This window comes from Haliea sp. (assembly GCF_040221975.1).
Classification (GTDB): Bacteria; Pseudomonadota; Gammaproteobacteria; order Pseudomonadales; family Halieaceae; genus Haliea.
Map to the genome: position 1 here is coordinate 1 of NZ_JAVJWR010000018.1, position 17,697 is coordinate 17,697.

General features: G+C 64.8%; 15 protein-coding genes. 1 reads left to right on the plus strand and 14 read right to left on the minus strand.

Annotated features, from left to right (window positions below):
* The coding region (locus tag RLO07_RS07150; RefSeq protein WP_462291454.1) for an HNH endonuclease signature motif containing protein at positions 1-496 on the plus strand (496 nt) is incomplete at its 5' end.
* A 211-nt stretch (positions 497-707) separates the two neighbouring features.
* Here the strand turns inward: RLO07_RS07150 and mutT are convergent.
* From mutT to mraY, 14 genes are all read right to left on the minus strand, one after another.
* A complete protein-coding gene (gene mutT / locus RLO07_RS07155) occupies positions 708-1,139 on the minus strand; it encodes an 8-oxo-dGTP diphosphatase MutT (protein WP_462291455.1) in 432 nt (143 codons plus the stop codon).
* Positions 1,140-2,366, minus strand: a complete 1,227-nt coding sequence (argJ, locus tag RLO07_RS07160; RefSeq protein ID WP_462291456.1) for a bifunctional glutamate N-acetyltransferase/amino-acid acetyltransferase ArgJ — start codon at positions 2,364-2,366, stop codon at positions 1,140-1,142.
* A gap of 20 nt (positions 2,367-2,386) precedes the next feature.
* The gene (gene secA / locus RLO07_RS07165) at positions 2,387-5,104 is read right to left on the minus strand and encodes a preprotein translocase subunit SecA (RefSeq protein WP_462291457.1); all 2,718 of its coding nucleotides are present in this window, start codon (positions 5,102-5,104) and stop codon (positions 2,387-2,389) included.
* 84 nt (positions 5,105-5,188) lie between these two features.
* Complete coding sequence (locus RLO07_RS07170) at positions 5,189-6,121, minus strand: M23 family metallopeptidase (protein ID WP_462291458.1); 933 nt, start codon at positions 6,119-6,121, stop codon at positions 5,189-5,191.
* Between the two features lie 161 nt (positions 6,122-6,282).
* The gene (gene lpxC, locus RLO07_RS07175) at positions 6,283-7,194 is read right to left on the minus strand and encodes a UDP-3-O-acyl-N-acetylglucosamine deacetylase (protein WP_462291459.1); all 912 of its coding nucleotides are present in this window, start codon (positions 7,192-7,194) and stop codon (positions 6,283-6,285) included.
* 68 nt (positions 7,195-7,262) lie between these two features.
* Positions 7,263-8,423: a cell division protein FtsZ gene (ftsZ, locus tag RLO07_RS07180; protein ID WP_462291460.1), complete on the minus strand. Its 1,161-nt coding sequence runs from the start codon at positions 8,421-8,423 to the stop codon at positions 7,263-7,265.
* Between the two features lie 60 nt (positions 8,424-8,483).
* Positions 8,484-9,722 carry a cell division protein FtsA gene (gene ftsA, locus RLO07_RS07185; protein ID WP_462291461.1) on the minus strand — a complete coding sequence of 413 codons (1,239 nt, stop codon included), beginning with the start codon at positions 9,720-9,722 and terminating at the stop codon, positions 8,484-8,486.
* A 23-nt stretch (positions 9,723-9,745) separates the two neighbouring features.
* On the minus strand, positions 9,746-10,624 hold the full coding sequence (locus RLO07_RS07190; protein ID WP_462291462.1) for a cell division protein FtsQ/DivIB: 879 nt from the start codon (positions 10,622-10,624) through the stop codon (positions 9,746-9,748).
* Positions 10,617-11,549: a D-alanine--D-alanine ligase gene (locus RLO07_RS07195; protein ID WP_462291463.1), complete on the minus strand. Its 933-nt coding sequence runs from the start codon at positions 11,547-11,549 to the stop codon at positions 10,617-10,619. Before RLO07_RS07195 ends, RLO07_RS07190 begins: the two co-directional genes overlap by 8 nt.
* Positions 11,546-12,982, minus strand: coding sequence for a UDP-N-acetylmuramate--L-alanine ligase (gene murC / locus RLO07_RS07200; protein WP_462291464.1), 1,437 nt, complete (start codon positions 12,980-12,982; stop codon positions 11,546-11,548). Before murC ends, RLO07_RS07195 begins: the two co-directional genes overlap by 4 nt.
* Positions 12,975-14,078 carry an undecaprenyldiphospho-muramoylpentapeptide beta-N-acetylglucosaminyltransferase gene (murG, locus tag RLO07_RS07205; protein ID WP_462291465.1) on the minus strand — a complete coding sequence of 368 codons (1,104 nt, stop codon included), beginning with the start codon at positions 14,076-14,078 and terminating at the stop codon, positions 12,975-12,977. The genes murC and murG overlap by 8 nt, the downstream gene beginning before the upstream one ends.
* A complete protein-coding gene (gene ftsW / locus RLO07_RS07210; protein ID WP_462291466.1) occupies positions 14,075-15,232 on the minus strand; it encodes a putative lipid II flippase FtsW in 1,158 nt (385 codons plus the stop codon). The genes murG and ftsW overlap by 4 nt, the downstream gene beginning before the upstream one ends.
* Positions 15,229-16,599, minus strand: coding sequence for a UDP-N-acetylmuramoyl-L-alanine--D-glutamate ligase (gene murD / locus RLO07_RS07215; RefSeq protein WP_462291467.1), 1,371 nt, complete (start codon positions 16,597-16,599; stop codon positions 15,229-15,231). The genes ftsW and murD overlap by 4 nt, the downstream gene beginning before the upstream one ends.
* Positions 16,600-16,613: 14 nt before the next feature.
* Positions 16,614-17,696, minus strand: coding sequence for a phospho-N-acetylmuramoyl-pentapeptide-transferase (mraY, locus tag RLO07_RS07220; protein ID WP_462291468.1), 1,083 nt, complete (start codon positions 17,694-17,696; stop codon positions 16,614-16,616).
* Position 17,697 lies beyond the last annotated feature (1 nt).

The following is a 17,697-nucleotide window of genomic DNA, read 5'->3' on the forward strand; positions in this document are numbered from 1 at the left end:
GGCCTCGGGCCCCGATTATCGGGGCCTGCGGGGCCTGAAGGGGGCGGAGCGCTGCCAGGTGGTGATGCATGTAGACGTCAATACCCTGCGCGAGCAGCGCTCGGGGGTGTGTTGTACGCACGGGCGGGCGCACTTCGAGGATAAACCGTGGCTGGCGCCGGCCACCGCGCGGCGGTTGAGTTGTGATGCGTCCCTGGTCACGGTGCTGGAGGATGACGCCGGCAAGGTGCTGAACGTGGGCAGGAAGTCGCGGATTGTGCCGGAACGTATTCGCCGGGCGCTGCGTGAGCGGGACGGGGTCTGCCAGTATCCTGGCTGCCAGGAATCCGAGTACGTGGATGCCCATCATATCCGGCACTGGGCCGAGGGCGGGGAAACACGGCTGGACAACCTGGTGACCCTGTGCCGATTCCATCACCGGCAGTTGCACCGCGGCTGCTTCGATATTCGCCTCAACGGCACCTCCGCGGAGATTCTGGTGCCAGATGATGGTTAGGGGCCGTGGCTTCCGACGGGAAAGAGCGCCCCCTTGAAGTTCTGGTACCGGAGGGTTTTCAGCGGCAGTGGCTTCCGGGGAAAAAGCGGCCCCCTTGAAAGTGGCGAGGTTATTCTGGCGCCCAAGACCGGAATCGAGGGGTGGGCATTTAGGCTGGCAAGATCGCTGTGCCTGGATTCAGCCTTATTGTAAACCAGCGTTTGGGGTGAACTCACTGGATGACCGGACGGGACCATTCGCCGCGTAGACCCTCCAGCTCGTTGCGAAGCGCTTGAACTATGGGCACATTGGCCGCTGGAAACTCATAGCGCGCCAGGTCCTCGACGCTCACCCAGGCCAGCGGCTGACCCTCGAGCCCGCGAGCCTTGCCGCGGAGCCCCGTGACCAGGTGCACATCCAGCAGCACCGCCTTGTCGCCATAGTCCCAGGGCACGATCAGTAGTGGCCGCGACTCGCTGAAACCAATGCCCAGTTCCTCGCGCAGCTCCCGCGCCAGCGCCCGGGTGACAGATTCGCCGGCTTCCACCTTGCCGCCGGGGAATTCCCACAGGCCGCCCTGATGGGCAGCAAACGGCCGCTGGCTGATCAGGATCAGTTGCTGCTCGTCGACCACCACGCCCACGGCCACATGCACCGCCGCCATTCAGGTACGGTACTCGGCGTTGATGCGCACATAGTCGTAGGAGAAGTCTGTGGTCCAGACGGTAGCGCTGGCGCTGCCGCGGTGCAGCTCGATGCGAATGACGATCTCTTCCGGCGCCATGGCCGCAACCCCCTGCTCCTCGCTGTAGCTGGCGGCACGGCAGCCGTTCTCGGCAATCAGCACCTCGTTGAGATAGACGCCAACCCGGCTCACGTCCAGCGCTTCAAGGCCGGCGCGACCGATCGCCGCCAGCAGCCGGCCCCAGTTCGGATCGGAGGCAAACAGCGCGGTTTTCACCAGCGGGGAATGGGCAATGGTGAAGGCTACATCCAGGCACTCCTGCTCGCCGCGACCGCCGTTGACCTGGACGGTGACAAACTTGCTGGCACCCTCGCCGTCGCGCACCAGGCCCTGGGCCAGCTCCACGCACAGGGTTTGCAGCGCCTCACGCAGGGCGCCATGGAGAGGAGCGTCAGCTGAGTCCAGCAGCGGATTGCCGGCAGCTCCGGTAGCCACCAGCATGCAGGCATCATTGGTGGAGGTATCGCCATCAATGGTGATGCGGTTGAAGGACAGCTCCGCCGCCTCGCTCAATAGTGCCTGCAGTAGCGGTACACTGACCGCGGCGTCGGTCGCCAGGTAGGCGAGCATGGTCGCCATGTTGGGGCGAATCATGCCGGCGCCCTTGGCGATACCGGTCAACACGTAGTCGCGGTCCTCGCAGTGGAAGCGCAGGGAGTGGGCCTTGGGCCGGGTATCCGTGGTCATGATGCCGTGGGCGGCATCCAGCCAGCCATCGCTGCGCAGGTCCCGCAGGGCATTGGGCAGGGCCTCGACAATTTTTTGCACTGGCAGCGGCTCGCCGATCACGCCGGTAGAAAAGGGCAGCACCGCTTCCGCCTCCACCCCGGCCATCTCCGCCAGGGCCGCGGCGCAGCGACGCGCATCCGCCAGGCCCCGCTCACCGGTACCGGCGTTGGCATTGCCGGTATTGACCAGCAGGTACGCCGGGCGGCTGGCCACCGCCTGCAGGTGCGCCCTGGCCACCGTCACCGGTGCGGCGCAGAAGGCATTGCGGGTGAACACACCGACGCAGTGGCTGCCCGGCGCCAGCTCCAGTAGCACCAGGTCTTTACGCCCCGGTTTCTTGATTCCAGCCGCTACCGTCGCCAGCCGCAGGCCGGGCACCGGCAGCAGCTCCCCCAGGGTCTGTTCCCCTACCGCCATGCCTGTTCTCCGCTTACCGGCTACTCAATCCGCCCATGGCACTGCTTGTATTTCTTGCCGCTGCCACAGGGGCAGGGCTCGTTGCGCCCGACCTTGGGCTGCTCCCGGGTAAAGGTCTGCGGCGGCTCGGGCTGCCGCGGCGGAGCGCCCTCGGTCAGCGCCTCTTCCGCCATGGCTGACGCCGCCGCGTGCTGGAATGCCAGCTTCTCGCGCTCCGCCGCTTCCCGGCGCCGGGCCTCGATCAGTGCGGACTCGTCCTGATGCTGGATCTCCACATGGCTCAGAAACTTGACCACCTCATACTTCAGGTTCTGCAGCAGCTGCTCGAACAGGGCGAAGGATTCGCGCTTGTATTCCTGCTTGGGGTTTTTCTGTGCGTAGGCGCGCAGATGAATGCCCTGGCGCAGGTGATCCATGGTCGCCAGGTGGTCCTTCCACAGGTTGTCCAGCACCTGCAGCATGATCTGCTTCTCGATCTTGCGCATGGGCGGGCCCACGCTCTCGCACTTGGCATCATAGGCGGCCTGGACTTCGGCCACGATTTTCTCCCGCAGGGCCTCCTCATGCAGGTTGTCGTCCGCGTCCAGCCATTCCTGCACGGGCAGCTTGATCGCGAATTCCGCCTCCAGCTGGCGCTCAAGACCGGGCACATCCCACTGCTCTTCCACGCTCATCGGCGGGATGTAGCTGGAAATCGCGTCGTTGACCACATCCACGCGGATTGCGGTAATGGTGTCGCCGATGTCCGCCTCGCCCAACAGCTCGTTGCGCTGGTTGTAGATGATCTGGCGCTGGTCATTGGCAACATCGTCGTATTCCAGCAGCTGCTTGCGGATGTCGAAGTTGCGACCCTCCACCTTGCGCTGGGCTTTCTCGATCGCGTTGGTCACCATCCGGTGTTCGATGGCTTCGCCTTTCTCCATACCCAGGCGCTGCATGAAGCTCTTGACCCCATCGGAAGCAAAAATGCGCATCAGGCTGTCTTCCAGCGACAGGTAGAAGCGGGACACACCCGGGTCCCCCTGGCGGCCGGCACGGCCCCGCAGCTGGTTGTCGATACGGCGGGACTCATGGCGCTCGGTGCCGAGGATGTGCAGGCCACCGGCGGCCAGTACCTGCTCGTGGCGCTGGCGCCACGCCGCGGTCAGCTCCTCCCGCCGCTCGGCACTGATATCACCCATGGCTTCCAGTTCGGCATCCAGATTACCGCCCAGGACAATATCGGTGCCCCGGCCCGCCATGTTGGTGGCAATGGTGACCATCCCGGGACGGCCGGCCTGGGCAATGATCTCCGCTTCCTGCTCGTGATACTTGGCGTTCAGCACCTTGTGTTGGATGTTTGCCTTGCGGAAGCGCTGGGACAGCTCCTCGGAAGTCTCCACCGAGGCAGTACCCACCAGAACCGGGGCCCCCTTCTCCATGCAGTCCTTGACGTCGGCGAGAATCGCCTCGAACTTCTCCTCCCGGGTCAGGTACACCAGGTCGTTGAGATCGACGCGCTGCGGCGGCTTGTTGGCGGGGATGACCAACACATCCAGACCGTAAATCTGGCGGAACTCGAAAGCCTCGGTGTCGGCGGTGCCGGTCATGCCCGACAACTTTCCGTAGAGGCGGAAATAGTTCTGGAAGGTGGTGGAGGCCAGGGTCTGGCTCTCGCTCTGGATACGCACGCCCTCCTTCGCTTCGATGGCCTGGTGCAGTCCCTCTGACAGGCGCCGGCCGGTCATGGTGCGACCGGTGTGCTCATCGATCAGTACCACCTGGCCATCCTGGACAATATATTCCACATCGCGGTGAAACAGGGCATGGGCGCGCAGGCCGGAGTAGACATGGTGCAACAGGTTCAGGTTGGTGGCCGCGTACAGGCTGTCACCCTCTTCCAGCAGCCCTTCCGCGGTCAGCAATTCCTCCACCTGCTCGTGCCCGGCCTCGGTCAACTCGATCTGACGCTGCTTTTCGTCGACGGAGTAGTGCCCGGGCTCTTCCTCGGTATCGCGGCGCAGGGAGGGGATGAGCTTGTTGATCTTCTGGTACAGGGTCGAGCTGTCCTCGGAGGCACCGGAAATCACCAGCGGTGTCCGCGCCTCGTCAATCAGGATCGAGTCCACCTCGTCGACAATGGCGAAGGCCAGCTCGCCCTGCATCTTGTCTTCCAGCCGGAAAGCCATGTTGTCGCGCAGGTAATCAAAGCCGAATTCGTTGTTCGTGCCGTAGATAATGTCGGCGCTGTAGGCCTCGCGCTTCTGCTCCTGGGTCTGGCCGGATTTTACCACGCCGACCGAGACACCGAGAAACCGGTACAGGGGCGACATCCAGTGGGCGTCGCGCCCCGCCAGATAATCGTTGACCGTAATCAGGTGCACGCTGTTGCCGGCGAGCGCGTTGAGGTAGGCAGGCAGGGTTGCCACCAGGGTCTTGCCCTCACCGGTACGCATCTCCGCAATCTTGCCCTCGTGCAGGGCCATGCCGCCAATCAGCTGGACATCAAAATGGCGCATACCCAGAGTGCGCTCGCCGGCCTCGCGGGCCACGGCAAAAGCCTCCGGCAGGATGTTGTCCATGGTTTCGCCGGCCTGCAGGCGCTGGCGGAACTCGTCCGTCTTCGCCGCCAGGGCGGCGTCGTCCAGGGCTTTCATGGCCTCGGCCAGACCGTTGACCTGGCGCACCACCTTGCCCATGCGCTTCAGCTCCCGGTCATTGCGGGTGCCGAAAATCTTCTTCATTGTATTCGTAATCATCGTGGGTCACTGCGTTAAACGTCAGGGCGCCACCCAGGTCACGGGAGTGCCGGGCGGAGGAATAGTCTCAGGGATGGAGCGGGCTCAGCGTCTGGTGCGATGTACGTAGCTGGAAGGATCGACCGGACGGCCGTGCTTGTACACTTCGAAATGAACGTGGGGACCCGTGGCGCGGCCGCTGGAACCCATCAGCGCCACAGGCTGGCCCTTGCGCACAACGTCGCCCGGTTGCACCAGATTCTCCTGGTTGTGGGCATAGCGGGTCAGCAGACCATCGCCGTGGGACACTTCCACCATCTTGCCGTAACCGCTGCCGTCCTTGCCGGCGAAGGTGACCACCCCGCCGGCGACGGCGATCACGCTGGAACCGGGCTTGCCCGCAAAATCGATGCCGTAGTGGGCTGCGCGCTTGCCGGTGAATGGATCCGTGCGCACGCCGAAGCCGGAGGATATCCAGCCTTTCTCCACCGGCCGGCCGGAGACCCAGGCCTGCTCGTCGAGCTTGCGGTGGGTCAGCAGGGATTCGAGAATCTCCAGCTGCTGTTCGCGCTGGTTGAGCTTGTCGGCAAAGCTTTGCAATTCACCGGTGAGGTCAGGCGCCAGGTACTCGACGCTGAACTCACCGGCAAGCGGACCGCCGATCGCCGGGGGCTGGCCAAAATCGAACTCGCCATCCTGCAGATTGGCCATCGCAGTCAGATGCTCACCGAGTGCGTCAAGACGGGTCATCCGCGCCTGCAACTCGGCCAGGTTCATGGTCATGGCCTGCAGCTTGCGCTCGGCTTCAAGGCGCAGGGAATCGAGTTCGGTAGATTGTGAGGCGAGTTCGTCCTGCAGGGTATCGAGCGAGGCGTCGCGAATGTCCCGGGCCTGGGACTCCTGACCGACCAGGTACCCGAGTGCCACCAGACCCAGGGGCAGTCCGAGACAGCACAGGGATACCAGGGCACGGGACCAGCGACCTAACTCAATCGAGCGGGAGCCGCCGTGCTTTCGGTTTATCAGGATGACCTTCATTTGCAACCGGCTGCAATGAACTGACGGCGGAGTGTGCCATAGTCACGTGAATATTACCAACACCAATAATCGAACGCCGGAGAGGACAGATCACCCGACGCGGTGGCGGGCGGTTCCGGGCCCGTGCGTTGCCGGGTGCCGGGCACGGGCGCTGCCGGGGATCAGGCCGCGACCGGGCTCAGGGAATAGGAGATCGGGGCGGTGGCCTCGTCTTCGAAGGTGACCATTTCCCAGGCATCGGGCTGCGCGATCAGCGCCCGCAGGGATGCATTGTTGAGGGCGTGGCCGGACTTGTGCGCGCGGTACTCGCCGATCACGCCGTAGCCGAGCAGATACAGATCGCCGATGGCGTCGAGGATCTTGTGCTTGACGAACTCGTCGTCGTAACGGAGGCCGTCCTGGTTGAGGATGCGATACTCGTCCACAACGATGGCGTTGTCCACACTGCCGCCGCGGGCGAGGCCCTGGGAGCGCAGGTACTCAATCTCGTGCATGAAACCGAAGGTACGGGCGCGGCTCACCTCCTTGACGAAGGAACTGCTGGAAAAATCGATTTCGGCATGAGGTGAGCGCTCGCGGAACACCGGGTGGTCGAAATCGATGGAAAACGAGACCTTGAAGCCATCAAAGGGGAGAAAGCTGGCTGTCTTGTCCCCGTCTTCCACCGTGACCGGACGTTTGATGCGGATAAACTTCTTTGCCGCGTTCTGCTCCTCGATGCCAGCGGACTGGATCAGGAACACAAAGGGGCCTGCACTGCCGTCCATGATCGGCACTTCCGACGCACTGACATCGATGAAGGCGTTATCGATACCGAGGCCCGCCATGGCGGACAGCAGGTGTTCCACCGTCGATACCTTCTCACCATTGGCGATCAGGGTTGTCGACAGAGTGGTTTCCCGCACGTTCTCGGCCCGCGCCGGAATCTCGACCACCGGATCCAGATCCACGCGCCTGAACACAATCCCGGCGTTGACCGGGGCCGGGCACAGCGTGAGGTACACTTTCTCACCGGTGTGCAGACCCACGCCCGTCGCCTTGATGGCATTGCGTAATGTGCGCTGTCGAATCATAGTCCTTCACCCATTTTCGGTGCTCTGCAGCCTGCGGGGCACCCGATCAGAGTGTCGGAAGGGCCTCGCTAGTCCGCCTGTCGCCGCAAAAATGCGGGAATGTCAAAATAATCACCACCGCCACCTGTGGCCGCAGCCTGAGCGCCACCGGCAGAGCGCGCTCGACGCAGGCCGGTGGGGAGATCCAGCTCCCGGTAATCCGGCTCATCCGCTGCCACTTCTACCGTACGCGGCGCGGAATCCACGACCTGCAGTGTAGCCGCTCTCACCACTTCGCCGCCCAGACCCGTAGCAACCACAGTGACCTTGATCTCGTCCGTCATGTTCGGATCAATGACTGTTCCGACCACCACGGTGGCGTCGTCCGAGGCAAATTCCTCAATGGTGTCGCCAACTTCAGAGAATTCACCCAGCGACAGATCCAGCCCCGCGGTAATGTTTACCAGGATACCGCGGGCCCCGCGCAGGTCGATATCGTCCAGCAGCGGGCTGTTGATGGCGCGTTCCGCCGCTTCCCGGGCGCGATTCTCGCCGCGGGCGCTGCCGGTACCCATCATCGCCATACCCATTTCCGACATCACCGTGCGCACATCGGCGAAATCCACATTGATCATGCCGGGGCGGATAATCAGGTCGGCGATCCCCTGAACTGCGCCCAACAATACATCATTCGCTTCCTTGAAGGCATCCAATAAACTGGTACTTTTTCCGAGAACCTCCAGCAATTTCTCGTTGGGAATGGTGATCAGCGAGTCCACGTGTTGCTGCAGTTCACGCACTCCGGCCTCGGCAATCGCAAGCCGTTTTTTGCCTTCGAAGGGAAACGGACGGGTGACTACCGCCACGGTCAGGATACCCATTTCGCGAGCCACTTCCGCCACGATCGGGGCGCCGCCGGTGCCGGTACCGCCACCCATGCCGGCGGTGATGAACACCATGTCGGCACCGCGCAGGGCTTCCGCAATCCGGTCCCTGTCCTCCAGTGCCGCCGCCCGGCCGATATCCGGATTGGCGCCGGCACCGAGGCCCTTGGTGATGGCGCCACCCAGCTGCAGGACCGTCTTGGAACGGATATCCGACAGCGCCTGGGCGTCGGTGTTGGCACAAATGAAGTCCACACCCTCGACCAGATTCTCGATCATGTGTTTCACCGCGTTGCCACCGCCACCACCGACTCCGATGACTTTGATAACCGCGTTCTGTGGTACGTTGTCGATAAGTTCAAACATGGTGTTTCTCCCCTTTGCTGTGATGCCGCACCGAAGCGCGACAGTTTACCGCCTGAAATCCTAGAAATTGCTCTGTATCCAGCCCTTGAAGCGCGCGAGCATGCCCTCGCCGGGGACACTGCCCCGGCTGGCACTGCCCGCGCGCTCACTGCTGTTCTTCTGCCCGTACTGCAGCAACCCCACGCCGGTGGCATAGATCGGGTTGCGGACAATGTCGTTCAGGCCCTTCACCGACTGCGGGTAACCTACCCGCACCGGCATGTGAAATATCTCCTCGGCCAACTCCACCACGCCCTCCATCTTGGCCGTACCGCCCGTGAGCACCACGCCGGCCGGGATCATCTCCTCGTAGCCGCTGCGGCGCAGCTCGGCCTGGATCAGGGTGAACAGCTCGTCGTAGCGTGGCTCGACGACTTCCGCGAGGGACTGCCGCGACAGATCCCGGGGCGGCCGATCGCCGACGCTGGGTACCTTGATGGTCTCGTCCGGCCCCGCCAGCTGGGTCAGGGCACAGGCGTACTTGATCTTGATTTCTTCCGCGTGCTGGGTCGGCGTACGCAGGGCCATGGCGATATCGTTGGTCACCTGGTCACCGGCGATCGGGATCACCCCGGTATGCCGGATGGAGCCATCGGTGAAGATGGCGATATCGGTGGTGCCGCCGCCGATGTCGACCAGGCAGACGCCCAGTTCGCGTTCGTCATCAGTCAGCACCGAGTAACTCGACGCCAGCTGCTCGAGAATGATTTCCTCCACGTCCAGGCCGCAGCGGCGGATGCATTTCTCGATATTCTGCGCCGCGTTCACCGCGCAGGTCACCAGGTGCACCTTGGCTTCCAGCCGCACTCCGGACATGCCCAGCGGTTCCTTGATGCCCTCCTGGTTATCGATCACGTATTCCTGCGGCAGGATGTGCAGGATCTTCTGGTCCGCGGGGATGGCCACCGCCTGGGCGGCGTCGATCACCCGCTCCAGATCCGCCCCCTGCACCTCGCGATCGCGAATCGCGACGATGCCATGGGAGTTCAGGCTGCGGATATGGCTGCCGGCAATACCCACATACACGGAGTGAATCTGGCAACCCGCCATCAGCTCGGCCTCCTCCACCGCGCGCTGGATCGACTGCACGGTGGATTCGATGTTGATGATCACGCCCTTCTTCATCCCCTTCGAGGGATGCGAGCCAATGCCCACGATCTCGATGCCGCCCTCGGCGTTGAACTCGCCCACCAGGGCGACCACCTTGGAGGTGCCGATATCCAGTCCCACGATCATCCGTCTGTCCTGTCCGCTGCCCATGGCAGTGTCACTCCCCCACTGAATCAGTCATTGACGATACCCGCCACCTGGGTGCCAGGCTCTTCCCGGGCCGGTAGTTCCGGCTCGCGGAACGCTACCGCGAGACCGCTCTCATAGCGCAGGTCCACCCGCTTCACCGCACCGGCACGCTCCGCCAATTCACTGCGGTAGACGGTGGCGAAGCGCTGCAGGCGCTCGCCAAATTCGGTATTGCCCAGCACCAGTTCCATGCCCCCCGCCAGCACCGCCCGGAGGTGCCCGCGATCGTCCAGGGACAGTTCCCGCAGCTCCAGCGACAGCGGCTGCAGCAATTCCCCCAGCTGCTGGTAGCTGACGATCAGCTGCCGTGTCGAGCCGGCCGGCCCCTCCAGCCGGGGCAAGGCCTCTTCGCCCTGGATGCCCGCGGAGTGGAACACCTCGCCCTCGTGGTTCAGGTAGCCACCCTCGCCCCAGCGCGCGATCGGCAACTGCTCCTGCACGTTGATCTCCAGCGCGTTGGGCCAGCGCCGGCGCACGGATACCCGGTAGATCCAGGGCAGAGCCTGCAGCTGCGTCTGCACCTGCTCCAGGTCGGCACCGAGGAAGCCCCCGACCAGTGCCGGCTGCACCATCTCCTGCACCACCTCAGTCTGGGTCCGGTGCAAGGTGCCGGTAACGCTGATGCGCTCCACCGGGATCTCCTGCAGTACGATCCAGCCCTGCAGCCCCGCGACAACCACGACACCCACCGCAACCAGTACCAGCATGCGGTTGAACCAGCCGTCCAGCAGGCGCAGGCCCAACCGCGCCCGGGCGCCGTTGCGCGGCGCCTGCGCCGGCCGCCGCCGGGTCGCGCCGGCAGCACTGCGTCGGCGGACCTTGCCGCGGGCGCGCGCTTTGCCGGATGTGTGCGCTTCAGCCATGGTGCTGGCGGCCCTCCCAGCTCAGTTCGACGATGCGCCGCACCAGTGCGGCAATGGACATTCCCACCGCCCGCGCCGCCATCGGCACCAGGCTGTGCGAGGTCATGCCCGGAATGGTGTTGACCTCCAGCACGTAAAAGCGGCCGTCGGCGTCCCGCATCAGGTCGACGCGCCCCCACACGGAGCAGCCCAGGCTGCGAAATGCCGCCAGGGCCAGAGTACTGGCCTCCGCCTCGTCCGCCGCGTTCAAATCGCTGGGGCAGTGGTAGCGGGTGTCGTCGGCGAGGTACTTGGCCTCGTAGTCGTAGAACTCGCGATCAGTCTCCATGCGAATGGAGGGCAGGGTTTCGTTCCCGAGTACCGCGACGGTGTATTCCGGTCCGTTGATGAACTGTTCCGCCAGCACCGTATTGCCAAAGGCGGCGGCCTTGCGATACGCAGCGGCGAGCGCAACGGGGGTTGCCGCAGGGGCCATGCCCACGCTGGACCCCTCGCAGGCCGGCTTCACGAACACCTTGCCAAAGCGTGCAATCACCGCTTCCCAGTCAGTGTCTGCAGCGAGCGTGACGAAACCGCCGGTGGCAACGCCGACGCCCTGCCACAGCTGCTTGCTGCGCTGTTTGTCCATGGCCAGGGCCGAACCGAGCACGCCGGAACCCGAGTAGGGCACCCGCAATGTCTCCAGCGCGCCCTGGATGACACCGTCCTCGCCGCCGGGACCGTGCAGGGCATTGAAGGCAAAGCTGACACCCTCGAGCTGCGCTACCCAGCCATCCACGGCCGGGTCCACTTCCCGCACCGTGCAGCCGAGGCTGGACAGCGCGGCGACGATGGTGGCGCCGGTCTGCAGGGAAATCTCCCGCTCCGCCGAGCGACCGCCCAGCAGTACCGCGACTGTTCCGGCTGTGGCCAGTTCCCAGCTCATTGCGTGTTCTCCCCGAGATTGCCCAGGGCCTGCAGATCCTGCGCCAGCCGGCCGATATTGCCCGCGCCCTGGGTGATGACCACGTCGCCATCGCGCAGAATCCCGCGCAGAACCGCCGCCACCTCGTCAATACTGTCGACAAAAACCGGCTCCATCTGCCCGCGCTGACGAATGCTGCGGGTCAGGCTGCGGCTGTCGGCGCCCGGAATCGGCTCTTCCCCCGCGGGATAAACGTCGAGCAACAGCAGCACATCACAACGGGACAGTACCGCCACGAAGTCCTCGTACAGATCGCGGGTACGGGAATAGCGGTGCGGCTGGTAGACCATGACCACACGCCGCTCCGGCCAGGCCTGGCGCGCTGACTCCAGCGTTGCCCGCACCTCGGTGGGATGGTGTCCGTAGTCATCCACCAACAGCGCGCTGCCACCAGCGAAGACCAGCTCGCCGAGCACGTTGAAGCGGCGCCCGACGCCGGCAAAACCAGCCAGGCCGCGCTGGATCGCCGTATCGTCAACGCCCTCGTCACAGGCCACGGCCACGGCCGCGGTGGCATTGAGGACGTTGTGCGCACCGGGCATGTTCAACAGTATTTCCAGCGGTGCCATGCCAGCGGGACGCTGCACCGTGAATGCAGTCGTCAGCCCCTGCTTGCGGACATTGGTGACCCGGTAGTCGGCGTCGTCGGCAAAGCCGTAGGTCAGGAACTGCCGCGACAGATCCGGTACCAGCCCGGCGACCACCGCGTCGTCGATGCAGAGTACAGCCAGGCCGTAGAACGGCAGATTGTGCAGGAACTCCAGGAAGGTGCCGCGCAGGGCGGCAAAGTCGCCACCGTAGGTTTCCATGTGGTCCGCTTCGATGTTGGTCACCACCGTGACCATGGGCTGCAGGTGCAGGAAGGAGGCATCGCTCTCGTCAGCCTCTGCCACCAGGAAACGGCTGGCACCGAGCTGCGCATTGCTGCCGGCGGAGTTCACCAGACCGCCGATGACAAACGTGGGATCCAGGCCGGCCTCGGCGAATACTGCGGCGATCAGGCTGGTGGTGGTGGTCTTGCCGTGGGTGCCGGCTACCGCAATACCGTGGCGGTAGCGCATCAACTCCGCCAGCATTTCGGCGCGGGGCACCACCGGAATCCGCGCCGCCCGGGCCGCCACCACTTCCGGGTTGTCGGCGTGGACCGCGCTGGAGCTCACTACCACGTCAGCTGCCTGCAGATTGTCGGCGGAATGGCCGATAAACACGCGGATTCCCTTGTGCTGCAAACGCTCGGTTACCGAGCTTGCACGCAGGTCTGACCCCGACACCTCGTAGCCGAGGTTGACCAGCACCTCGGCAATACCGCTCATGCCGGTACCGCCAACGCCGATCATGTGAATGCGGCGGATGCGACGCATTTCCGGCACTGTGTAGGGATTTCTCTCAGTCATGGCGCATCAGCTCCTCACACAGGTCGGCAACCTGCACGGTGGCCTGCGGCAGGGCCGCCGCCGCGGCGGCGTGGGCCATCGCCGCGAGGCGCTTCGGGGCTGCAATATAGCCAGCCAGGGTGGCGGCAAGATCCTTCGCCTGCAGCTCGGACTGGCGCAACAGCAAGGCGGCACCGCGATCAGAGAGGGCGCGGGCATTTCCGGTCTGGTGATCATCGATGGCACTGGGCAGGGGAATCAGCAGCGCAGGACGCCCCATGATCGCCAGCTCCGACACCGTCAGCGCTCCGGCCCGGCAGACCACGATATCGGCCCAGGCGTAGGCCTCCGCCATGTCCTCGATATAGGCGCTCACCCGCACCGCCTGCTCGAGCAGGGGCCCGTATTCCTGCTGCAGGCTGTCGACATGGGCAACCCCGGACTGGTGCCAGACACTGACCGCGCCCTCGCCCACCCGCTGGCGCAGCTGTCGCAGGGCCTCTGGCAGCAGCTGGTTGATCGCCTGGGCACCGAGGCTGCCACCCAGTACCAGCACCTGCAGGGGACGCTGGCCGTGGTAGTCCCACTGGTGCTCAAGAGCGGCGTCCAGCAGCGTCTGCCGCACCGGATTACCCAGCACCCGCAGCGGCTGGTCGTCGCGGAAGGCGCCGCGGAATCCGCACACAACGACGCTCGCCAGCGGCGCCAGCAGGCGGTTGGTGGTGCCGGCAACGGCATTCTGTTCGTGAATCAGCAGCGGTTTGCGCAGCATCCACGCCGCCAGTCCGGCGGGGCCGGCCACGTAGCCCCCCATGCCCACCACGCAGGCCGGGGACAGGCGCCACACCAGCCGCAGGGCCTGCAGCGAAGACCACAGCAGCAGCCACAGCCCCAGCGCCGTCTGCAGCAGATTCTTGCCGCGGACACCGCGCACCGCCAGCGTGTGCAGCGCGAAGCCGGCCGCGGGCACCACTCGCGCCTCGAGACCACGGGCGGTCCCGATCCAGGCGATCCGGTAGCCGCGCTGGCGCAGCTCTTCTGCCACCGCCAGCGCCGGATACACGTGTCCGCCGGTACCACCCGCCATGATCAACACCAGTGGGGCCGCGGCACTCATGCGCCCGCCCCCGCCGCGTGTGGCTTGCGTACCGGCGCCGTCGGCAATTCCCGCTCAATGCGCAGCACCAGCGCCAGCATGCAACAACAGACAATCAGGCTGGTACCGCCGTAGCTGACAAAGGGCAGGGTCAAACCCTTGGTGGGCAGCAGCCCGGAACTGACCCCCATATTGACGAAGGCCTGGCCGGAGAACACCAGCGCCACGCCGTAACAGAGGTAGGCACCGAAATCCTCCGACACCGCCTGGGCACGCCGTGCCACCCAGAGAATGCGACCGATCAGGGCACTGAACAGGCCGATCACCAGCAGGGAGCCGAGGAAGCCGGTTTCCTCGGCCCAGATGGAAAACACGAAGTCGGTGTGGGCTTCCGGCAGGTAGAACAGTTTCTGCACACTGTTGCCCAGGCCCACGCCCAGCCACTCGCCGCGGCCGAAGGCAATGAGCGACTGGATCAGCTGGAAGCCGCTGCCGTAGGGGTCGGCCCAGGGGTCAGTGTAGGCGGTCAGGCGTGCCACCCGGTAGGGTGCAGCAAAGATCAGCCCCATCAGGCCCAGCAGGCTCAATGCCAGCACTGAGAGAAAATGGACCAGCTTGACCCCGGCCAGGAACAGCATCCCGAAAGCGGTGGCCACAACAATGACGGTAGCGCCAAAGTCGGGCTCTGCCATCAGCAATACGGTGACCAGCCCCAGCACACCCATGGGCTTGAGGAAGCCAGTGAGTTCGTTGCGCACCTCCTGCGCCTGCCGCACCAGATAGCCGGCCAGGTAAATGACCACGGTGAATTTTGCAAACTCGGAGGGTTGCAGGGTAAACGGCCCCACCGGCAGCCAGCGCTGGGCGCCGTTCACTTCCTTGCCGATCCCCGGCAGCAGTACCAACACCAGGACAGCCAGGCCCGCGAGCAGCCACATCCAGCCACTGGCCAGCCAGAACCCTGGCGGCAGGCGGTAGACTACGACTGCCGCAGTGACAGATATCGCGACGTACATGAGATGGCGCCGGGTGTGATGCCAGGCATCGCGATAGTGCCAGTCAGCGTACTCAATCGATGCCGAGCTGATCGCCACCAGACCGACCAGCAGCAGCGCCAGCCCCAGCAGGAACAACGCGGGGTCGGCGGCGAAACGCCTGCCTGTCAGCTGGCTCATGCCCTGCCCTCCCCGATCCGGGATTCGACTGCACACACAAACGCCTCACCGCGAGCCTGATAGCCGCTGAACATGTCGAAACTGGCGCAGGCCGGGGACAGCAGTACCACGTCACCGGCCGTCGCCAGCGCGCTGGCCCGGGCAACCGCGTCCGCCATGTCCGTCGCATGCTCCAGCGGCACCACATCGACCACGCACTCTTCGATCGCCGCCGCGGCCTCGCCGATCAGCACCAGCGCCTTGCAGTGGGACTGCAAGGCGCTGCGCAGCTGACGGAAATCCTGGCCCTTGCCGACACCGCCCGCGATCAGCACCACGTTGCGATCACGGGCAAGCCCGTCGAGGGCCGCGACTGTCGCGCCCACGTTGGTGCCCTTGGAGTCATTCACGAACCGTACGCCATCGGCTTCAGTCACCAGCTGGCAGCGGTGCGGCAGCCCCCGGAAGCGCCGTGCCGCCGCCACCATGGCATCCGGCGACAATCCCGCGGCATGCCCGAGAGCAAAGGCTGCAAGGGCATTGGCGACATTGTGGCGACCCTGGATACCCAGCTCCGCCACCGGCAGCAAGGGCTCGAAACCGAAACAGAGTGTTTCCTTGCCATCCATGGGCCGCAAACCAAAGCCGTTCAGTTCCGGCTCGCGCGGGCGCCAGCTGATCACCGGCACATCCGCCGCCAGCAGCGGCAGGGTCAGGGGGTCGTCGCGGTTGACGACCGCCTTGCGGCAGCCGCGGAAAATCCGGTGCTTGGCCTGGTGGTATCGCGGCAGCGTGCCATGCCGGTCCAGGTGATCGGCGCTGACGTTCAGCACCGTCGCCACCGCCAGGCCCAGGTCGCCGGCGCGTTCCAGCTGGAAGCTGGACAGTTCCAGCACGTACAGCTCCCGGTCCACCGCCAGCAGCTCCAGGGCCGGCGTCCCGAGGTTGCCACCGATACCGGCATTGAGCCCCGCCTCCAGTGCCATCTCGCCCAGCAGCGCGGTCACCGTGGACTTGGCGTTGGAACCGGTGATCCCCACCACCGGCGCCCGCGCCGCACGCATGAACAGGTCGATGTCGCCCACCACCTCGGCACCGGCCGCCAGCGCCCGTAGTACCAGCGGATCGTCCAGCGCGATACCGGGACTCACCACCCACTCGCCACCCCGGCTGACAATCGCTTCCGGAATGTCGCCGGCGAACACAGGGACCTCGGGCATTTCCCGCTGCAGCGTGGCCAGCTCTGGCGGGGCGCTGCGGGTATCGATCACGGTGAAGCGGCGGCCCTCGCGATACAGGTGACGGGCACAGGACAAGCCGGTGGCGCCAAGGCCAAAGATGACCCCGTCGCCGCTGCTCGCTATCAGATCCTGTGTCACGGTTGCCATAACTCCGTAGTCGCCTAGCGCAATTTCAATGTGGCCAGCCCGAACAGGACCAGCATCACGGTGATTATCCAGAAGCGCACGATCACCCGCGGTTCGGGCCAGCCCTTCAGCTCAAAATGGTGGTGGATCGGCGCCATGCGGAAGATGCGCCTGCCAGTCAGCTTGAATGACGCCACCTGCAGGATCACCGACACGGTCTCCAGCACAAAGATTCCGCCCATGATGAAGAACACGATCTCGTGGCGGGTAATGACCGCCACCGTACCCAGGCCGGCGCCCAGCGCCAGTGCGCCGACATCGCCCATGAAGACCTGGGCGGGATAGGTGTTGAACCAGAGAAAGCCGAGGCCGGCACCGGCCATGGCGCCACAGAAGACCGCCAGCTCGCCGCTGCCGGCGACATAGGGAATGTGCAAATAATCGGCGAAGTTCACGTTGCCGGTAAGGTAGGCGATGATACCCAGGGCGGAACCAACCATCACAGTCGGCAGGATTGCCAGCCCATCGAGACCATCGGTCAGGTTCACGGCGTTGCTGGCGCCGACAATGACGAAATAGGTCAGCAGGATGAACAGCGGCCCCATGCTCCAGGCAACATCCTTGAAGAAGGGAATGTAGAGCTGCGTAGTGACCGCGGTGTCAAAGGCAAGATACAGGTACAGCGCCGCCGCCAGCCCCGCCAGCGACTGCCAGAAATATTTCCAGCGTGCGGGCAGGCCGCGGGAATCCTTCTCCACCACCTTGCGGTAATCGTCCACCCAGCCGACCGCGCCAAACACGCCGGTGACACCCATGGCGATCCAGATATAGGGGTTGCGCAGATCCGCCCACAGCAGGCTGCTGACCGCGATGCCCACCAGAATCAGGGCGCCACCCATGGTCGGGGTACCAGATTTGCTGAGGTGGGACTGGGGCCCGTCGCTGCGTACCGCCTGCCCCACCTGGTAGTGGTTGAGCCTGCGGATCATGCCGGGCCCCACCAGCAGGGAAATCGCCAGCGCGGTCAGGGCGGCCAGGATGCTGCGCAGGGTCAGGTACTGGAACACCTGGAAGCCGGTGGCAAACTGGGTCAGATACTCTGCAATAAACAGCAACATG